Genomic DNA, 16,296 nt, shown 5'->3' on the forward strand with positions numbered 1-16,296 from the left:
GGCGGACCGCCACTCGCGCCGCGGCAACGGCAGCGATCACGTGGCGGTCCGCCGAACTTCTCGGGTTCTTCGAGCGGAGCGTCAGTGGCGACCGCGGCGCAGGGCGGCCATGTTCTTGTAGCTGAGATCGGCGTACTGCAGCGAGCGGCCCGGCTCCGCCGTTCCTCCGGGCGCGTTGTCCTGCTCGTACATCGGGTTGTGGCGCTTCTCTATGTCCAGCTTGGAGAAGAAGGTGCTGTAGTCGATGTCCCCGGTGCCGAACGGCACCATGTCGTAGCCGTTGGCGGTGGCCTCGTTGGCCTTGCCGTCCTTGGCGTGGAACAGCGGGAAGCGCTTCTCGTTCTGCCGCACGAGCTTCAGGGGGTCGAAGATGTCGGTCCTGGCGGAGCCGTCGCGCGCGGTGTAGGTGCGGTGCTTGAACTGGGCCACGTGCGCCCAGAAGATGTCCATCTCGAGATAGACGTGCCTGCGGCTGGTGATCTTGAGGAAGTACTCCAGCTTTCGGACGCCCGACGAGCGGGTGGGCCGGCCCAGCTCGTCGAGCGGACCCTCGTCGAGCAGGAAGCCGTACGCCGCGTCGTGGTTGTGCGTGTACAACTTGAGACCGGCGGCCGAGGCGATCGAGCCGAGGCCGTTCCATTTCTGTGCGGCGACGTCCCAGTCCGCCTTGTAGGCGCTGTTGGTCGGGTCGCCACCGGTGCCCACGTGCTCCATGCCGAGGATGTTGGCGATCTCCAGGGTCCGCTTGAAGCGATCGAGGTCGGCCTCGGTGAGCGGCCAGGAGCCGGGGATGAAACCGTGGTTGCCCTGTGCCTTGAGCCCGTTGTCGTCGAGCCAGCGGCGCAGCAGCCGGGCGCCCTCGACGGTCTCCAGATCGGCCCCGCCCTCGGCGTTCGCGTGCTGGCGGTAGCCCGCGAACTCCACCTGCTTGTAGCCGATCCGCGAGAGCTCCTCGAACACGCGCCGGAAGCCGGCGGGCAGGTTCGTCGCCGGATCACGGGAGATCACGTCGCGGACGGTGTAGAGGATGATGCCCCGCTTGGCCTCCGGCACCAGCACGTTCTTGTCGCCGTGACCATGGCCGCGCTCCTGCTCGTCGCCGGGGGACGCGTACGCGGCCGACGCGAGCGGGCCGACCGCCGACATGGCGGCCACCGCGGTGATTCCCGTCGTGGCCGCGAGGAACTGGCGGCGGTTCAGCCCGAGCCTGCGGCGCAACGCGCCGGCGACCTCGTCGATCTCTTCTTCGTGTGCGCTCATCTTTTCCTACCTCCGTGTGGGTGGACGGAGCCCCGTGATCCCCGATGCCTCGACCGAGTGACCACCGGCCCCTTTCCGCCGCAGGTCCGACGGCATCGCCCGGCAGGTCACCTCCCCGCGGGGACCTGCCGTGGATGCCGCCGACCGACTCACTTCGTCCTCTCGATGCCGTGCAGAGAACTTGGCGTGGAAGTTACGCGTCTTTTACCCATTTAGGAAGCACTTTTGTCGTGATCACTTGAACTTTCTGTCGCTCACGACCAAAGTCGCCCTGGCGCACAATCTTGATCACCAGACCCCCAGCAGCCCCGCCCCAGGGAGTCTGCCCAGGTAGACCTGGATGGCCGCCCTCCGGGAGGCCCAACCAGGCTCCGGCTCGCAGGAACCCGAGCAGGTTGATCCGGCAGGCACCCACGGCCGTTCACCTCCACGACACGCGGATCGACCTGCGACGGGCGTCGCATGACCCGGCCGGACGAGGGTTTTGGTTGAAAGCCTCATGACTTTCGCCCATAATCGGCAGAAGCATCGAGCGACAGGCGGCCGGCAAGGCACCTTGCCGGCGGGGCGGACCGAGGCGTGATCAGGCCGAGTTCAGAACCGAGCAGATGAGACGGGCAGTCAGCGGCGGGGCGGAACATCCGGGGCAGCGGTGTAGCCGGGGTTCGCCACGGCCAGCTTGTCCCGTACGGCTGCCGTCAGGGCGTCCAGAAGATCCGGGCCGTCCAGGCCCTCGCGGATCGCGGCGGCGAGCTCGGCGTCCGAGGCGAAGCCGAGCGCGTCGAGGCGCGCGCGGTGGGCCGCGTGCTGCGCGGGTCCGAGTTCGAGCTCCCGCTCGACCGTGCTCAGCACGTTGACCGCCACCCGGGTGTGGAAACGGACCCGGCCCTCGACGACCGGGAGCACGTCGCTCTCCAGAAAGTCACGGACCGCGGCGACGAGCCGAGCTGCGGACGGTACGTCATGGGGCATGCCCTGCGACATAAGGAACTCCTTATCCGTTGACGCGGCAACGAATCTCCGGTGAGATCATTCCATGAGCTTCGCGGTTCCCGACAGCGTCCGGCCGATTCGTGACGCCGTCCAGGCGTTCATGACCGAACGGGTAGAGCCGGCGGAGGCCCTGCTCCACGAGGCCGGGCCCGAGGCCGCCTCGCTCCTGCGCGAACTGCAGGCACAGGCGAAGAAGGAAGGGCTGTGGGCCCTCGGGCACCCCCGCGAGCTGGGCGGCGGGGGGTTGCCCTTCCTCGACTACGTGTACGTGAACGAGGTGCAGGGCCGCAGCGAGTTCGGGCAGCTGGCGCTCGGCACGTTCACCCTGCAGGACTCACTGATGCTGCGCCTGCACGCCAGCCCTGAGCAGCGCGAACGATTCCTCGCCCCACTGGTCCAGGCGGAGATCTGGCCGAGTTTCGCGATGACCGAGCCGAACGTCTCCAGCAGCGATCCCACCCAGCTCCAGACCACGGCGGTGCTGGACGGCGACGAGTGGGTGATCAACGGCCACAAGTGGTTCACCACCGGGGCGGACCGGGCCGCGTACACGACGGTGATGTGCCGTACCGAGACGGATGTCGCCCCGCACCTGGCGTTCTCCATGATCCTGGTGCCGACCGACACACCCGGCTACACCATCGTGCGCGACACCCCGGTGCTGGGCATCGACGGCGGTCACTGCGAGGTCCGCTACTCCGACGTGCGGGTGCCCGCCTCCAACCTGCTCGGGCCGCGTGGCCAGGGCTTTGTCATCGCCCAGCAGCGGCTGGGCCCCGGCCGGATCTTCCACTGCATGCGCTGGCTGGGCCAGGCCCAGCGGGCCTTCGACCTGATGTGCCGCCGCCTGCACGAGCGCAGCGCCTTCGGCCGGCCGCTGGCGGACAAACAGCTGATGCGCCAGCACGTGTTCGACTCCTACACCGAGATCCAGTCGGCCCGGCTGCTGACGTTGAGCGCGGCGGAGGCCATCGACCGGGGGGAGCAGGCGCGGGTGGAGATCGGAGTGGCCAAGGTGGCCGGGGCACGGATGCTGCACAACGTGATCGACCGGGCCATCCAGGTGTACGGTGCCGCGGGGCTGACCCCGGACACCCCGCTGGACCGGATGTACCGGCACGCCCGGGCCGGTCGCGTCTACGACGGCCCCGACGAGGTGCACATCGACTCGGTGGGCCGCCGGATCCTGGGCGAGTACGCGGCGGGGGGCAACTGGGAGTTCGGCCTTCGATGATCGACGACCTCGTCTCGGACGTGTTCGGGCCGGGCTCGGCCATCACCTCGCGGATCCGGCTGCCGGGCGGCGCTTCGCGGGAGACCTGGGCTCTGGACGTCATCGTTCCTGACGGCGTCGTTCCTGACGGCGTCAGGCATGAGCTGATCCTGCGCCTGGACTCTCCGGGCACCGTCCCGGATTCGGGAATCGGGTCGGCCGGGATCGGCCTGGCCGGGGAGGCTCGGCTGATGCGGGCGGCGGAGACGGCAGGCGTTCCCGTGCCCCGGGTGCTGGCGGCCGGAGAGTCGTACATCCTGATGAGCCGGGTGGACGGGGAGACGATCCCGCGCAGGATCCTCCGCGACGACGCCTTCACGGACGCCCGGCCGCTGCTGGCCGCCCAGTGCGGCGAGATCCTGGCCGCGATCCATCGCATGCCGCTGGTCTCGCTCACGCCCGGGACCGATCTCGGGGTTTCGGCCGGCAGGCGGTCGATCGAGCCGGACGACCCGCTCCGGTCGTGGCGGGACATACTGGATCTCACCGGCAGCTCGCACCCGGTCTTCGAGCTGGCGTTCCGCCGCCTCGCCGGCTGCCGCCCCGCGAGCGAGCGGGTGACCGTGGTGCACGGCGACTTCCGGAACGGCAACCTCGTCATCGGCCCCGACGGGGTCCGATCGGTGCTCGACTGGGAACTCGCCCACGCCGGCGATCCGATGGAGGACCTCGGCTGGTTGTGCGTGAAGTCCTGGCGCTTCGGATCGCCGCTGCCGGTGGGCGGGTTCGGAGAGTACGAGCGGCTCGTCCAGTCCTACGAGCGGGCGAGCGGGTATCCCGTCGACCGCGACGCGCTGCGCTGGTGGGAGACGTTCGGTGTGCTGAAGTGGGGGATCATCTGCGTCACGCAGACCCTGCGCCACCTTGAGGGTGGCGCCCGGTCCGTGGAACTGGCCGCGATCGGCCGCCGTGTCTGCGAGACCGAATGGGATCTCCTTGAGGCCCTGGGCTGAAACCTGGCGCCGTTCTCCGCACGAAGTCCCACCTGACGGCGGTATCCGGGGCACACAAAACCCCGGAAAACACGAAGGCCCCCACCGAAAGGTGAGGGCCTTCATATGAAAGATTGTCCGGCGGCGACCTACTCTCCCACACCGTCCCCGGTGCAGTACCATCGGCGCTGAAGAGCTTAACTTCCGGGTTCGGAATGTAACCGGGTGTTTCCCCTTCGCCATAACCGCCGTAACACTATGAAACACACAAACCACCGTTTGCTGTCTCAGAATTGCCTAGTGGACGCGAGCAAGAACTGCTTTGTGGTCAAGTCCTCGGCCTATTAGTACTGGTCAGCTCCACACATTACTGCGCTTCCACCTCCAGCCTATCAACCCGGTCGTCTACCGGGAGCCTTACCCCCTCACAGGGTGGGAGACCTCATCTCAAGGCGAGCTTCCCGCTTAGATGCTTTCAGCGGTTATCCCTTCCGAACGTAGCCAACCAGCCGTGCTCCTGGCGGAACAACTGGCACACCAGAGGTTCGTCCGTCCCGGTCCTCTCGTACTAGGGACAGCTCCTTTCAAGTCTCCTGCGCGCGCAGCGGATAGGGACCGAACTGTCTCGCGACGTTCTAAACCCAGCTCGCGTGCCGCTTTAATGGGCGAACAGCCCAACCCTTGGGACCTACTCCAGCCCCAGGATGCGACGAGCCGACATCGAGGTGCCAAACCATCCCGTCGATATGGACTCTTGGGGAAGATCAGCCTGTTATCCCCGGGGTACCTTTTAGCCGTTGAGCGACGGCGCTTCCACATGCCACCGCCGGATCACTAGTCCCAGCTTTCGCTCCTGCTCGACCCGTCGGTCTCACAGTCAAGCTCCCTTGTGCACTTACACTCGACACCTGATTGCCAACCAGGCTGAGGGAACCTTTGGGCGCCTCCGTTACTCTTTAGGAGGCAACCGCCCCAGTTAAACTACCCACCAGACACTGTCCCTGATCCGGATCACGGACCGAAGTTAGACGTTCAAAACGACCAGAGTGGTATTTCACCAATGACTCCACCACCACTAGCGTGATAGCTTCACCGTCTCCCACCTATCCTACACAAGACGCTCCAAACGCCAATGTCAAGCTATAGTGAAGGTCCCGGGGTCTTTCCGTCCTGCTGCGCGTAACGAGCATCTTTACTCGTAGTGCAATTTCGCCGGGTCTGCGGTTGAGACAGCGGGGAAGTCGTTACGCCATTCGTGCAGGTCGGAACTTACCCGACAAGGAATTTCGCTACCTTAGGATGGTTATAGTTACCACCGCCGTTTACTGGCGCTTAAGTTCTCAGCTTCGCGAAGTCGAAACTCCACTAACCGGTCCCCTTAACGTTCCAGCACCGGGCAGGCGTCAGTCCGTATACATCGTCTTACGACTTCGCACGGACCTGTGTTTTTAGTAAACAGTCGCTTCCCCCTGGCCTCTGCGACCCCCACCAGCTCAGAACGCAAAGGTTCGTCACCAGCGAAGGCCCCCCTTCTCCCGAAGTTACGGGGGCAATTTGCCGAGTTCCTTAACCACAGTTCACCCGATCGCCTTAGTATTCTCTACCTGACCACCTGAGTCGGTTTAGGGTACGGGCCGCCACGACACTCACTAGAGGCTTTTCTCGGCAGCATAGGATCACCCACTTCGCCACAATCGGCTCGGCATCACATCTCAGACTCAATGTGTTGCGGATTTGCCTACAACACGTCCTACATGCTTACCCCAGGACTACCATCGCCTGGGCTGGGCTACCTTCCTGCGTCACCCCATCGCTTACCTACTACCAGTTCAGGCCAGGCGTTCACCCTCACCCCAAGCCCGAAGGCTCGGAGGGGTTAAGGACCCTTAGTATCACTGGATTCAGTATTGGCGCATCGTAGCGGGTACGGGAATATCAACCCGTTGTCCATCGACTACGCCTGTCGGCCTCGCCTTAGGTCCCGACTTACCCTGGGCGGATTAGCCTGCCCCAGGAACCCTTGGTCATCCGGCGCAGAAGTTTCTCACTTCTGATTCGCTACTCATGCCTGCATTCTCACTCGCACAGCCTCCACAGCTGGATCACTCCGCTGCTTCGCCGGCCGCACGACGCTCCCCTACCCATCCACACACCTAAACCACAAAGGCTCAGTTATACGTGTGAATGCCACGACTTCGGCGGTGTACTTGAGCCCCGCTACATTGTCGGCGCGGAATCACTTGACCAGTGAGCTATTACGCACTCTTTCAAGGATGGCTGCTTCTAAGCCAACCTCCTGGTTGTCACTGCGACTCCACATCCTTTCCCACTTAGCACACGCTTAGGGGCCTTAGTCGGTGGTCTGGGCTGTTTCCCTCTCGACTACGGAGCTTATCCCCCGCAGTCTCACTGCTGCGCTCTCACTTACCGGCATTCGGAGTTTGGCTGACGTCAGTAACCTTGTCGGGCCCATTAGCCATCCAGTGCTCTACCTCCGGCAAGAAACACGCAACGCTGCACCTAAATGCATTTCGGGGAGAACCAGCTATCACGGAGTTTGATTGGCCTTTCACCCCTAAACACAGGTCATCCCCCAGGTTTTCAACCCTGGTGGGTTCGGTCCTCCACGCGGTCTTACCCGCGCTTCAACCTGCCCATGCCTAGATCACTCCGCTTCGGGTCTACAGCATGCGACTCAAACGCCCTATTCAGACTCGCTTTCGCTACGGCTCCCCCACACGGGTTAACCTCGCCACACACCATAACTCGCAGGCTCATTCTTCAAAAGGCACGCAGTCACATCACAAACACTCCGAAAAGCGTTTACGCTCCTACGGCTTGTAGGCACACGGTTTCAGGTACTATTTCACGACCCCTCACCGGGGCGCTTTTCACCTTTCCCTCACGGTACTTGTTCACTATCGGTCATCAGGGAGTATTTAGGCTTACCAGGTGGTCCTGGCAGATTCACACAGGATTTCTCGGGCCCCGTGCTACTTGGGATCCCCTCCAACAGTCCAACCAATTTCGCCTACCCGACTCTCACGGTCTACGGCGCCACTTCCCAGAAGCTTCAGCTATCGGAAGGATTTCTTACTGTCTGGAGGAACGGCAGCTCCTCCCAGAGGGTCCCACAACCCCGTAAACGCAACGCCTGCCGGCTATCACACGCCTACGGTTTAGCCTGATCCGCTTTCGCTCACCACTACTCACGGAATCACTATTTGTTTTCTCTTCCTACGGGTACTGAGATGTTTCACTTCCCCGCGTTACCACCAACCGCCCTATACATTCAGGCGGAGGCAACACCACATGACTGGTGCTAGGTTTCCCCATTCGGACATCCCCGGATCAAAGTCTGGTTGGCGACTCCCCGGGGCTTAACGCAGCCTCCCACGTCCTTCATCGGCTCCTGATGCCAAGGCATCCACCGTGTGCCCTAAAAAACTTGGCCACAAAGATGCTCGCGTCCACTATGCAAATCTCAAACAACAAACAGCGACCAGACCAGACCCGCCACCAGCACCCAGGACAAACATCCCAAGCCGATGTGACAGATGATCGGTCCCGCATGAGGCTCCAACAGACAGCAAGCCCGCCACAAGCGGGCCCGCCACAATGTCCGTTTCCTCAGGACCCAACAGTGTGTTCGACCAGCCCCCACCCCCGAAACCCCGTTCCCACTCCCTCTCACGAGGGCGGTACTAGACAGTCCGGCCGGCAAGGCCCGATCGAATAGCCAGTGCTCCACTAATGAGCGCGCCGAGCGTGGAACGTTCGCCCACGAACACGGCATGGACCACGACCACCCGAAGATGACCGCGACCGATGCTCCTTAGAAAGGAGGTGATCCAGCCGCACCTTCCGGTACGGCTACCTTGTTACGACTTCGTCCCAATCGCCAGCCCCACCTTCGACCGCTCCCCCCAGACAAGCTGGTTGGGCCACGGGCTTCGGGTGTTGCCGACTTTCGTGACGTGACGGGCGGTGTGTACAAGGCCCGGGAACGTATTCACCGCAGCGTTGCTGATCTGCGATTACTAGCGACTCCGACTTCATGGGGTCGAGTTGCAGACCCCAATCCGAACTGAGACCGGCTTTTAGGGATTCGCTCCACCTCACGGTATCGCAACCCTCTGTACCGGCCATTGTAGCATGTTTGCAGCCCAAGACATAAGGGGCATGATGACTTGACGTCATCCCCACCTTCCTCCGAGTTGACCCCGGCAGTCTCCAATGAGTCCCCACCACCCCTAAAAGGAGCGTGCTGGCAACATTGAACAAGGGTTGCGCTCGTTGCGGGACTTAACCCAACATCTCACGACACGAGCTGACGACAGCCATGCACCACCTGTCACCCAGTCCGAAGAGGGCTCCATCTCTGAAGCTTTCCGGGCGATGTCAAGCCTTGGTAAGGTTCTTCGCGTTGCGTCGAATTAAGCAACATGCTCCGCCGCTTGTGCGGGCCCCCGTCAATTCCTTTGAGTTTTAGCCTTGCGGCCGTACTCCCCAGGCGGGGCGCTTAATGCGTTAGCTACGGCGCGGAAACCGTGGAAGGTCCCCACACCTAGCGCCCAACGTTTACAGCGTGGACTACCAGGGTATCTAATCCTGTTCGCTCCCCACGCTTTCGCTCCTCAGCGTCAGGTAAGGCCCAGAGAACCGCCTTCGCCACCGGTGTTCCTCCTGATATCTGCGCATTTCACCGCTACACCAGGAATTCCGTTCTCCCCTACCTACCTCTAGCCAGCCCGTATCGAATGCAGACCTGGAGTTAAGCCCCAAGCTTTCACACCCGACGTGACAAGCCACCTACGAGCTCTTTACGCCCAATAATTCCGGACAACGCTTGCGCCCTACGTATTACCGCGGCTGCTGGCACGTAGTTAGCCGGCGCTTCTTCTGCAGGTACACGTCAACTTCGTCCCTGCTGAAAGAGGTTTACAACCCGAAGGCCGTCATCCCCCACGCGGCGTCGCTGCGTCAGGCTTTCGCCCATTGCGCAATATTCCCCACTGCTGCCTCCCGTAGGAGTCTGGGCCGTGTCTCAGTCCCAGTGTGGCCGGTCGCCCTCTCAGGCCGGCTACCCGTCGTCGCCTTGGTAGGCCGTTACCCCACCAACAAGCTGATAGGCCGCGAGTCCATCCCCAACCGAAAAAACTTTCCACACCCACCCGATGCCGGGAGGTGTCGTATCCGGTATTAGACCCAGTTTCCCGGGCTTATCCCAGAGTCAGGGGCAGGTTACTCACGTGTTACTCACCCGTTCGCCGCTCGAGTACCCCGAAGGGCCTTTCCGCTCGACTTGCATGTGTTAAGCACGCCGCCAGCGTTCGTCCTGAGCCAGGATCAAACTCTCCAAACAATGTCTGAACAGTTGCTCCCGGCTGAAAGCACCCATCACACATGATGGATGTTCAACCAAAGGAATCCGTCCCCCACCCCAATGACAGGGCAGGTTGGACAGGGTTGTGCTTCATGCACTGGCTTTTAACACACTGTTGAGTTCTCAAGAAACGGACGCGTACACCGTCGTCCCGGCTGGTTTTGGCCGGAGAACCAGGGGCGGTTCGTTTTCGTGCTGTTCTTTCGTTGTGCCGTTATTCTTTCAGGCCCGCTTTTTCGTGTCAAACCGGCTCGTTTTGAATCGATTGACTTGATCTTGCAGGTCTTGCTGGAATTCGGCGACTCCGTTTCCAGAGCAACCCTTCTAACGTACTCGACCATCTGATTCATGTCGAACCAGACCCCTTTGGAGATAGATATCCCCTTGGGATGAAGATCGTTAGAGAGGTTCCCGAGGCCCCGGCGCCACCGCCGTCTCCCTCGGGTCTGGTGAACTGTACGAACCTCGTCCCGCATCGTCAAATCGACCACGTCCCCAGAGAGACCCGACCGCCCGGAAGACCGATGAATCGCACGCTTATGTGGTGACGACCCTTGAGGCCGTGGCGCCGGCGAAGAGGTTCGGTGACAGGCGACGTCAGCGGGAGAGCGTGGCCGACATCGTCGCCACGATGACGCTGACCAGCCCCTCGACGACTTCGGCGCGGTCCACCTCGGGATGCTCCAGCCACCAGTCACCGGTGGCCTGAACCATACCGACGAAGGCGTGACCCAATACCTGGGCGCGAACCGGATCGGGCACCGCCGTCTCGGCGGCGATCACCGTGCCGAGTTCCTCACCGAGGCTGCGCACGATCGCGGTCATCTGGGAGTGGGTCCGGCTGTCCTCCGCGCCGGCCCGGTAGAAGAGGAACCGGTAGAGATTCAGGTTGGCCGCGATCATCTCCAGATAGGCGTCGATCGTCGCTCGGGCGCGACTGCGCAGGTCGGCCTTGGCCCGGTCGAACTCCGGGCGCAGCAGGCCGACCACGGTGCGGACATGCCGGTTCGCCAGGGCCTGGTAGAGCCCGCTCTTGTCGCCGAAGTGCCGGTAGAGGATGGGCTTGGTGACCCCCGCCTCTGCGGCGATCGACGCCATGGACGCCTCGGGTCCCTCACGCCGGATCACCCGGTCCGCGGCGTCGAGCAACGCTCGACGCCGATCCGGATCCCGTCCGCCCACCGATGCTCCCCTCACACGGAGAGGAACAGCATAGGCCGGGCGCCCCGGCCGGAAGCGCCGTGAACGCGAACAGCGGCTCCGGTGGGGCAGGGGACATGAGCTCACGTCGCGAAGGACGGGCGGGACCGATTCACCGGCGGTCCAGGACCGCTGCGGCCCGTACGACGATCTGTCAGGCAGTGAGCGAGATGTCCGGCGTGTGCGCTTTAGCGGAAGTAGCTCCGGGAAAGGGGAATGACAGGGAATGCGGGACGGGCGGGGGGCTCTCAGCATGTCGAGGACGCGGCGAGCACGGGTGGCTGTCAGGCGGATGGCGTTCGGGGTGCTGCGGGCGCTCAACGCGAGGCGGGCGAGGCGCGCTCCGGTGCCCGACACGAGAACCGTCCGGATCCTGCTGCAGCACGCGTACGGAATGGGCGGCACCATCAGGACCGTGCTCAACCTGGCGGGCCATCTGGCCCGCGAGCGCGATGTGGAGATCGTCAGCGTGGTCCGGACGGCCAGGGAACCGTTCTTTCCCATCCCGCCGGGCGTGCGGGTGTCGTTCCTGGACGACAGGACCCGGCGGCGAGGCCCGGTGGGATGGCTGCTGTCGCGCCTGCCGAGCATGCTGATCCCGAGGCAGGAGAACGTCTACCGGGCGGTCTCACTGCTGACGGACCTGCGCATGGTCCGCTGTCTGCGATCCATGCGCACCGGCGTGCTGATCTCCACCCGGCCGGGATTCAACCTGATCACCGCCCTGTTCGCACCCCCGGGCGTCATCACCATCGGCCAGGAGCACGTGGCACTCGACGTGCACTCCCCCGAGGTCGTCCGGCTCATCAAGCGGCGCTACGGCAGGCTGGACGCCTTCGTCACGTTGACGCAGGTGGACCTGGAGCACTACCGCAGGGTTCTGAGGACACCGCCCGGACGGCTGCTGCGCATCCCGAACGCCGTGACCGCGCTGTCCGGTGACATCGCGAAGCTGGACGAGAAAGTCGTGGTCGCCATCGGCAGGATGGTGCACGCCAAGGGCTTCGACCTGCTGGTGAAGGCATGGCAGCCCGTCGCCGCGGCGCACCCCGACTGGGTGTTGCGCCTTTACGGGCGTGGCAGGCCCGAGGCCGAGCGGAAGCTCCGCGCCAGGATCGAGGAGGCCGGGCTGTCGGACACGATGTTGCTCATGGGCAGCTCGTCGGAGATCGGCATGGAGCTGGCCAAGTCATCGATCTACGCCGTCAGCTCGCGCCACGAGGGATTCAGCATGACGATCCTGGAGGCGATGAGCAAGGGCGTGCCGGTGGTGAGCTTCGACTGCCCGCACGGCCCCGGGGAGGTCATCGTGCACGAGCACAACGGGCTGCTCGTGCCGCCGAGGAGACCGGCGGCGCTCGCCGAGGCGCTCTGCCGGCTGATCGAGGACCGGGAGCTGCGTGGCAGGCTCGGCGACAACGCGGTGCTGACGGCAGCCGACTACAGCCTCGACGCCGTCGGGGCCCGCTGGGACGCGCTTCTGGCGGAACTCGGTGACGGACATCCCGGCGACCGGAAGCGGCGCGGGCCGGTATAACGCGTGGTTCGCGGGTGAAACTCCGGTAATCTGCCGCTCGTCTTCAGGAGGTGGCAGGTGGCCGGAGCGGGTGCCGTCGCCGTACCGGGCTACGAGGTGTCCGGGGTGCTCGGCCAGGGTGGTTTCGGGATCGTCTACCGGGCCAGGCAGCTGGCGGTGGAGCGTGAGGTCGCGCTCAAGGTGGACAACCGGGTGCTGGTCTCGGAACGGGACCGGCGCCGTTTCATGCGCGAGGTGACCTCGGCGGGTGCCCTCTCCGGCCATCCGCACGTCGCCCATGTCTACGACGCCGGGGTCCTGCCCGACGGGCGGCCGTACATGGTCCTGGAGCTGTGCCCTGGCGGGTCGCTGCTGGATCGGATGCGTGTGGAGGGGCGGCTGCCGCCGGCCGAGGTCACCGACATCGGTATCAAGATCGCCGACGCGCTGTCCGCGGCGCATGCCGCCGGAGTGCTGCACCGCGACATCAAACCCGCCAACATCCTGATCAACCGGTACGGCAATGCGGTGCTCTCCGACTTCGGCCTGGCCACCATGTCCTCGTCGGGCGGCGAGGCATCGGTGACCAGGGAGTCCCTCACCCCGGCCTATGCCCCGCCCGAGGCGTTCGAGCTGACCGAACCCGCCCCCGCGGGTGACGTCTACTCCCTCGCCGCCACGCTGTACGCGCTGCTCTCCGGGCGCCCTCCACGCTTCCCGGAGAGCGGCGTGGTCAACATCGCGGTCATCATGGCCCTGCACCGCCTGCCCGTCCCCGAGATCCCGGGGGTGCCGCCGGAACTGACCGCCGTGCTCAGGGATGCCATGGCCACCGACCCCGCGCGGCGCACCCCCTCGGTGGCCGCGCTGCGCGACGCCCTCGCGGGACTGCGTTCGACGGGGGAGGTTCCGGCCTTCCCGTCCCGTGCCCCACGGCCCGTCCCCCCTCCCCCGGCTCCGGCTCCATCTCCGCCGTATGCCACAACGCCACCGCCGTACGGCGCGCCGCCGGTCCAGGGCGGGCCCGGCAGGGAGCCGGTGCGGTCGCATCTGACCTCTCCGGGGGTGAGCGGTACCAAACCGCCGGAGCATCCCGCCTCGTCGAACACGCGGGTCTTCGTCGCGGTGGCCGTAGCCTTCGTGATCCTGCTGCTGGCCGGGGCCGGGCTCATGTACATCGAGAATCGCGACCGGACCCCGACCACCTCGCAGCAGTCGGGCCGGGGCGGCGAGAACGCCGGGGACGGCACGGCCTCGGCGCCCGGCGCGTCCGCGGCCCCCAAGGTTCCGGAGGTTCGCACCGTCACGGCGGCCTGCCCCGCCTCGGCGGTCGCCGGTGCGGGGGCCGCGTGCGTGGCGGAGCCCGAGTGCTGGGGCGGCCTCGTCTCGATCGCGGGCGACACCACGGCCAGGCGGATCGGCTGCGAGGAGACGCACGTGTGGGAGACGTACGCGATCGCGCCGCTTCCGCAGGACTCGCTCACCTACGACCTGGCGGCCCTGGAGAAGCATCCGACGGTGCGGAAGGTGTGCTCGGAGCAGGTCATGTTCGCCTCCATGCACGACACCCGCAGTGATAGGCGGAGCAGGTGGCAGGGCACGGTCCTGCCCCCCTCCCAGGAGCAGTTCCAGGGTGGGGCACGGACCTATCGGTGCCTGGGCGGCCTCATCGGCCTGGAGACGCCGGGAATCCGCTTCGGCCGGTGAGCCCTCGGGGTGGGATCCGGTCACGTCGCTCCCGCTCCCAGCCGGGGCCGGAACCGCTCGGAAGCGGACGGTCCGCCGGTCGGCACGGCGCCGACACTCTCTTCGCCCCTTTAGTCAGGGCGAGTAGGGACTGGCATTCTTGAGGTGAAGGATTGGATGAGGCGAGATGTGAACGCTCGCTTCGCGATCCGCGTACGTCATAAGCGGTGATGACGCACGGACCGGGTTCGCTCATGCTTTCGAGAAACCCACTATGTGGCATCCTGTCGTGTTTTCTTTCCCGGTCGTGAGGACCGAGGTCTCCGAGTTGGAGGTATGTGATGACTCAGGCACAGATCGGTGTGACAGGGCTGGCCGTCATGGGGGCGAACCTCGCCCGTAACCTGGCGAGGCACGGGCATGTGGTAGCGGTGCACAACAGGTCACATCACAGGACCAAGGCACTGGTCGAGGAGCACGGGGACGAGGGGACCTTCGTCCCCTGCGAGACTCCCGAGGAGTTCGTCGCGGCGCTGGAGCGCCCCCGGCGCATCCTGATCATGGTCAAGGCCGGGGCGGCGACCGACGCGGTGATCGAGGAGTTCGCTCCCCTGCTGGAGCCGGGCGACATGCTGGTGGACGGCGGGAACGCGCACTTCCTCGACACGCGCAGGCGCGAGGCCGCGCTGCGCGAGCGCGGCCTGCACTTCGTCGGCGCGGGGGTCTCCGGCGGGGAGGAGGGCGCGCTGCTCGGGCCGAGCATCATGCCCGGCGGCTCGAAGGAGTCGTACGAGGCGCTGGGCCCGCTGCTGGAGGACATCGCGGCGAAGGTCGACGGCGTGCCCTGCTGCGCGCACATCGGTCCCGACGGTGCCGGGCACTTCGTGAAGATGGTGCACAACGGCATCGAGTACGCCGACATGCAGCTCATCGCCGAGGCGTACGACCTGCTCAGGCAGGGGCTCGGCCGGACCCCGGCGGAGCTCGCGGACATCTTCGCGGAGTGGAACTCGGGCGAGCTGTCCTCGTACCTGATCGAGATCACCGCCGAGGTGCTCCGCCAGGTCGACGCGGCCACCGGCAGGCCGCTCGTCGACGTGATCGCCGACCGGGCGGAGCAGAAGGGCACCGGCCGGTGGACCGTGCAGATCGCCCTGGACCTGGGGGTTCCGGTGAGCGGCATCGCCGAGGCGGTGTTCGCCCGCTCCCTGTCCGGCCACGCCGACCTGCGCGCGGCCGCGCGCGGCCTGCCGGGTCCTTCGGGCGTACCGGCCGGCGCCGTCGGCGAGGACTTCGCCGAGGATGTGCGGCGGGCGCTGTACGCGTCGAAGATCGTCGCCTACTCCCAGGGATTCGACATGATCAGGGCGGGTAGCGCCGAGTACGGCTGGAACGTCGACCCCGGCGTGCTGGCCACGATCTGGCGGGGCGGCTGCATCATCCGCGCCGTCTTCCTGGACCGCATCCGCGAGGCGTACGCGGCGCCGGACAAGCCGGTCACCCTGCTCGCCGCCCCCTATTTCGCCGAGGCGCTGACCCTGGCGCAGGACTCGTGGCGGCGGGTGGTGGCGAAGGCCGCCGAACTGGGCATCCCGGCACCGGGTTTCTCCACCGCGCTGGCCTACTACGACGGGCTGCGGGCCGAGCGCCTGCCTGCGGCCCTGATCCAGGGCCAGCGTGACTTCTTCGGTGCGCACACCTACCAGCGGGTGGACCGCGAGGGCTCCTTCCACACCCTGTGGTCGGGCGACCGCACGGAGATCGGGAGCTGACATCCTCGGCGGGCGGCGGAAGGCTCCGCCGCCCCTCCCCCGGCCGACCGCTCAGCTGTGGCCGCCGCGGTGCCGGGGACCGTGCGGGTCCGGGCAGTGCTGACGCGGTACGACCTGCGCCGGGTCGGCCTCCGGGCCACCGGGGTCCACCTGGAGGGTGGTGTGGTCGATGTCGAAGCGCTCCTTGAGCAGTTCCGCCAGTGCGAGGCGCACGCGGTGGCAGACGACGGTGAACAGCCGCCGCGGCCGGCGGGGATTCCGGCGTAGCATGGAAACCC

The 16,296-nt window shown here is 65.4% G+C and carries 9 protein-coding genes and 3 rRNA genes; 5 read left to right on the forward strand and 7 right to left on the reverse strand.

Annotated elements, in window-relative coordinates; genetic code table 11:
* Window positions 1-81 precede the first annotated feature (81 nt).
* The gene (locus tag ACFQVD_RS12185; protein ID WP_343978436.1) at window positions 82-1,260 is read right to left on the reverse strand and encodes a sugar phosphate isomerase/epimerase family protein; all 1,179 of its coding nucleotides are present in this window, start codon (window positions 1,258-1,260) and stop codon (window positions 82-84) included.
* Window positions 1,261-1,881: 621 nt separating this feature from the next.
* Window positions 1,882-2,244 (reverse strand): DUF6285 domain-containing protein, encoded by a 363-nt coding sequence (locus tag ACFQVD_RS12190; RefSeq protein ID WP_343978439.1) that lies wholly within the window; start codon window positions 2,242-2,244, stop codon window positions 1,882-1,884.
* Between the two features lie 52 nt (window positions 2,245-2,296).
* Here ACFQVD_RS12190 and ACFQVD_RS12195 point away from each other — a divergent pair, with 52 nt between their 5' ends.
* Together ACFQVD_RS12195 and ACFQVD_RS12200 are read left to right on the forward strand one after the other, a co-directional pair.
* Window positions 2,297-3,487 (forward strand): acyl-CoA dehydrogenase family protein, encoded by a 1,191-nt coding sequence (locus ACFQVD_RS12195; RefSeq protein WP_343978442.1) that lies wholly within the window; start codon window positions 2,297-2,299, stop codon window positions 3,485-3,487.
* Entirely contained in the window at window positions 3,484-4,479 is a 996-nt protein-coding gene (locus ACFQVD_RS12200) for a phosphotransferase family protein (RefSeq protein WP_343978445.1), read from the forward strand. The genes ACFQVD_RS12195 and ACFQVD_RS12200 overlap by 4 nt, the downstream gene beginning before the upstream one ends.
* A 115-nt stretch (window positions 4,480-4,594) precedes the next feature.
* Here ACFQVD_RS12200 and rrf read toward each other — a convergent pair.
* The 4 genes from rrf to ACFQVD_RS12220 form a co-directional block, all read right to left on the reverse strand.
* Window positions 4,595-4,711, reverse strand: a 5S ribosomal RNA gene (rrf, locus tag ACFQVD_RS12205).
* Between the two features lie 71 nt (window positions 4,712-4,782).
* Window positions 4,783-7,912, reverse strand: a 23S ribosomal RNA gene (locus ACFQVD_RS12210).
* 385 nt (window positions 7,913-8,297) lie between these two features.
* Window positions 8,298-9,823, reverse strand: a 16S ribosomal RNA gene (locus ACFQVD_RS12215).
* The 16S, 23S and 5S rRNA genes sit together here, the layout of an rRNA operon.
* A gap of 618 nt (window positions 9,824-10,441) precedes the next feature.
* Complete coding sequence (locus tag ACFQVD_RS12220; RefSeq protein WP_343967936.1) at window positions 10,442-11,026, reverse strand: TetR/AcrR family transcriptional regulator; 585 nt, start codon at window positions 11,024-11,026, stop codon at window positions 10,442-10,444.
* A 295-nt stretch (window positions 11,027-11,321) separates the two neighbouring features.
* Here ACFQVD_RS12220 and ACFQVD_RS12225 point away from each other — a divergent pair, with 295 nt between their 5' ends.
* The 3 genes from ACFQVD_RS12225 to gndA all read left to right on the forward strand — a co-directional run bounded on the left by ACFQVD_RS12225 (window position 11,322) and on the right by gndA (window position 16,018).
* Window positions 11,322-12,581 (forward strand): glycosyltransferase family 4 protein, encoded by a 1,260-nt coding sequence (locus ACFQVD_RS12225; RefSeq protein WP_343967934.1) that lies wholly within the window; start codon window positions 11,322-11,324, stop codon window positions 12,579-12,581.
* Window positions 12,582-12,638: 57 nt separating this feature from the next.
* Window positions 12,639-14,267 carry a serine/threonine-protein kinase gene (locus ACFQVD_RS12230; RefSeq protein WP_343967932.1) on the forward strand — a complete coding sequence of 543 codons (1,629 nt, stop codon included), beginning with the start codon at window positions 12,639-12,641 and terminating at the stop codon, window positions 14,265-14,267.
* Window positions 14,268-14,587: 320 nt separating this feature from the next.
* Entirely contained in the window at window positions 14,588-16,018 is a 1,431-nt protein-coding gene (gene gndA / locus ACFQVD_RS12235) for an NADP-dependent phosphogluconate dehydrogenase (protein ID WP_343967929.1), read from the forward strand.
* 51 nt (window positions 16,019-16,069) lie between these two features.
* Here gndA and ACFQVD_RS12240 read toward each other — a convergent pair whose 3' ends face one another.
* On the reverse strand, window positions 16,070-16,288 hold the full coding sequence (locus ACFQVD_RS12240) for a hypothetical protein (RefSeq protein ID WP_343967927.1): 219 nt from the start codon (window positions 16,286-16,288) through the stop codon (window positions 16,070-16,072).
* Window positions 16,289-16,296: the final 8 nt, after the last annotated feature.

Source organism: Streptosporangium amethystogenes subsp. fukuiense, from assembly GCF_042665875.1.
GTDB classification, from domain to species: domain Bacteria; phylum Actinomycetota; class Actinomycetes; order Streptosporangiales; family Streptosporangiaceae; genus Streptosporangium; species Streptosporangium fukuiense.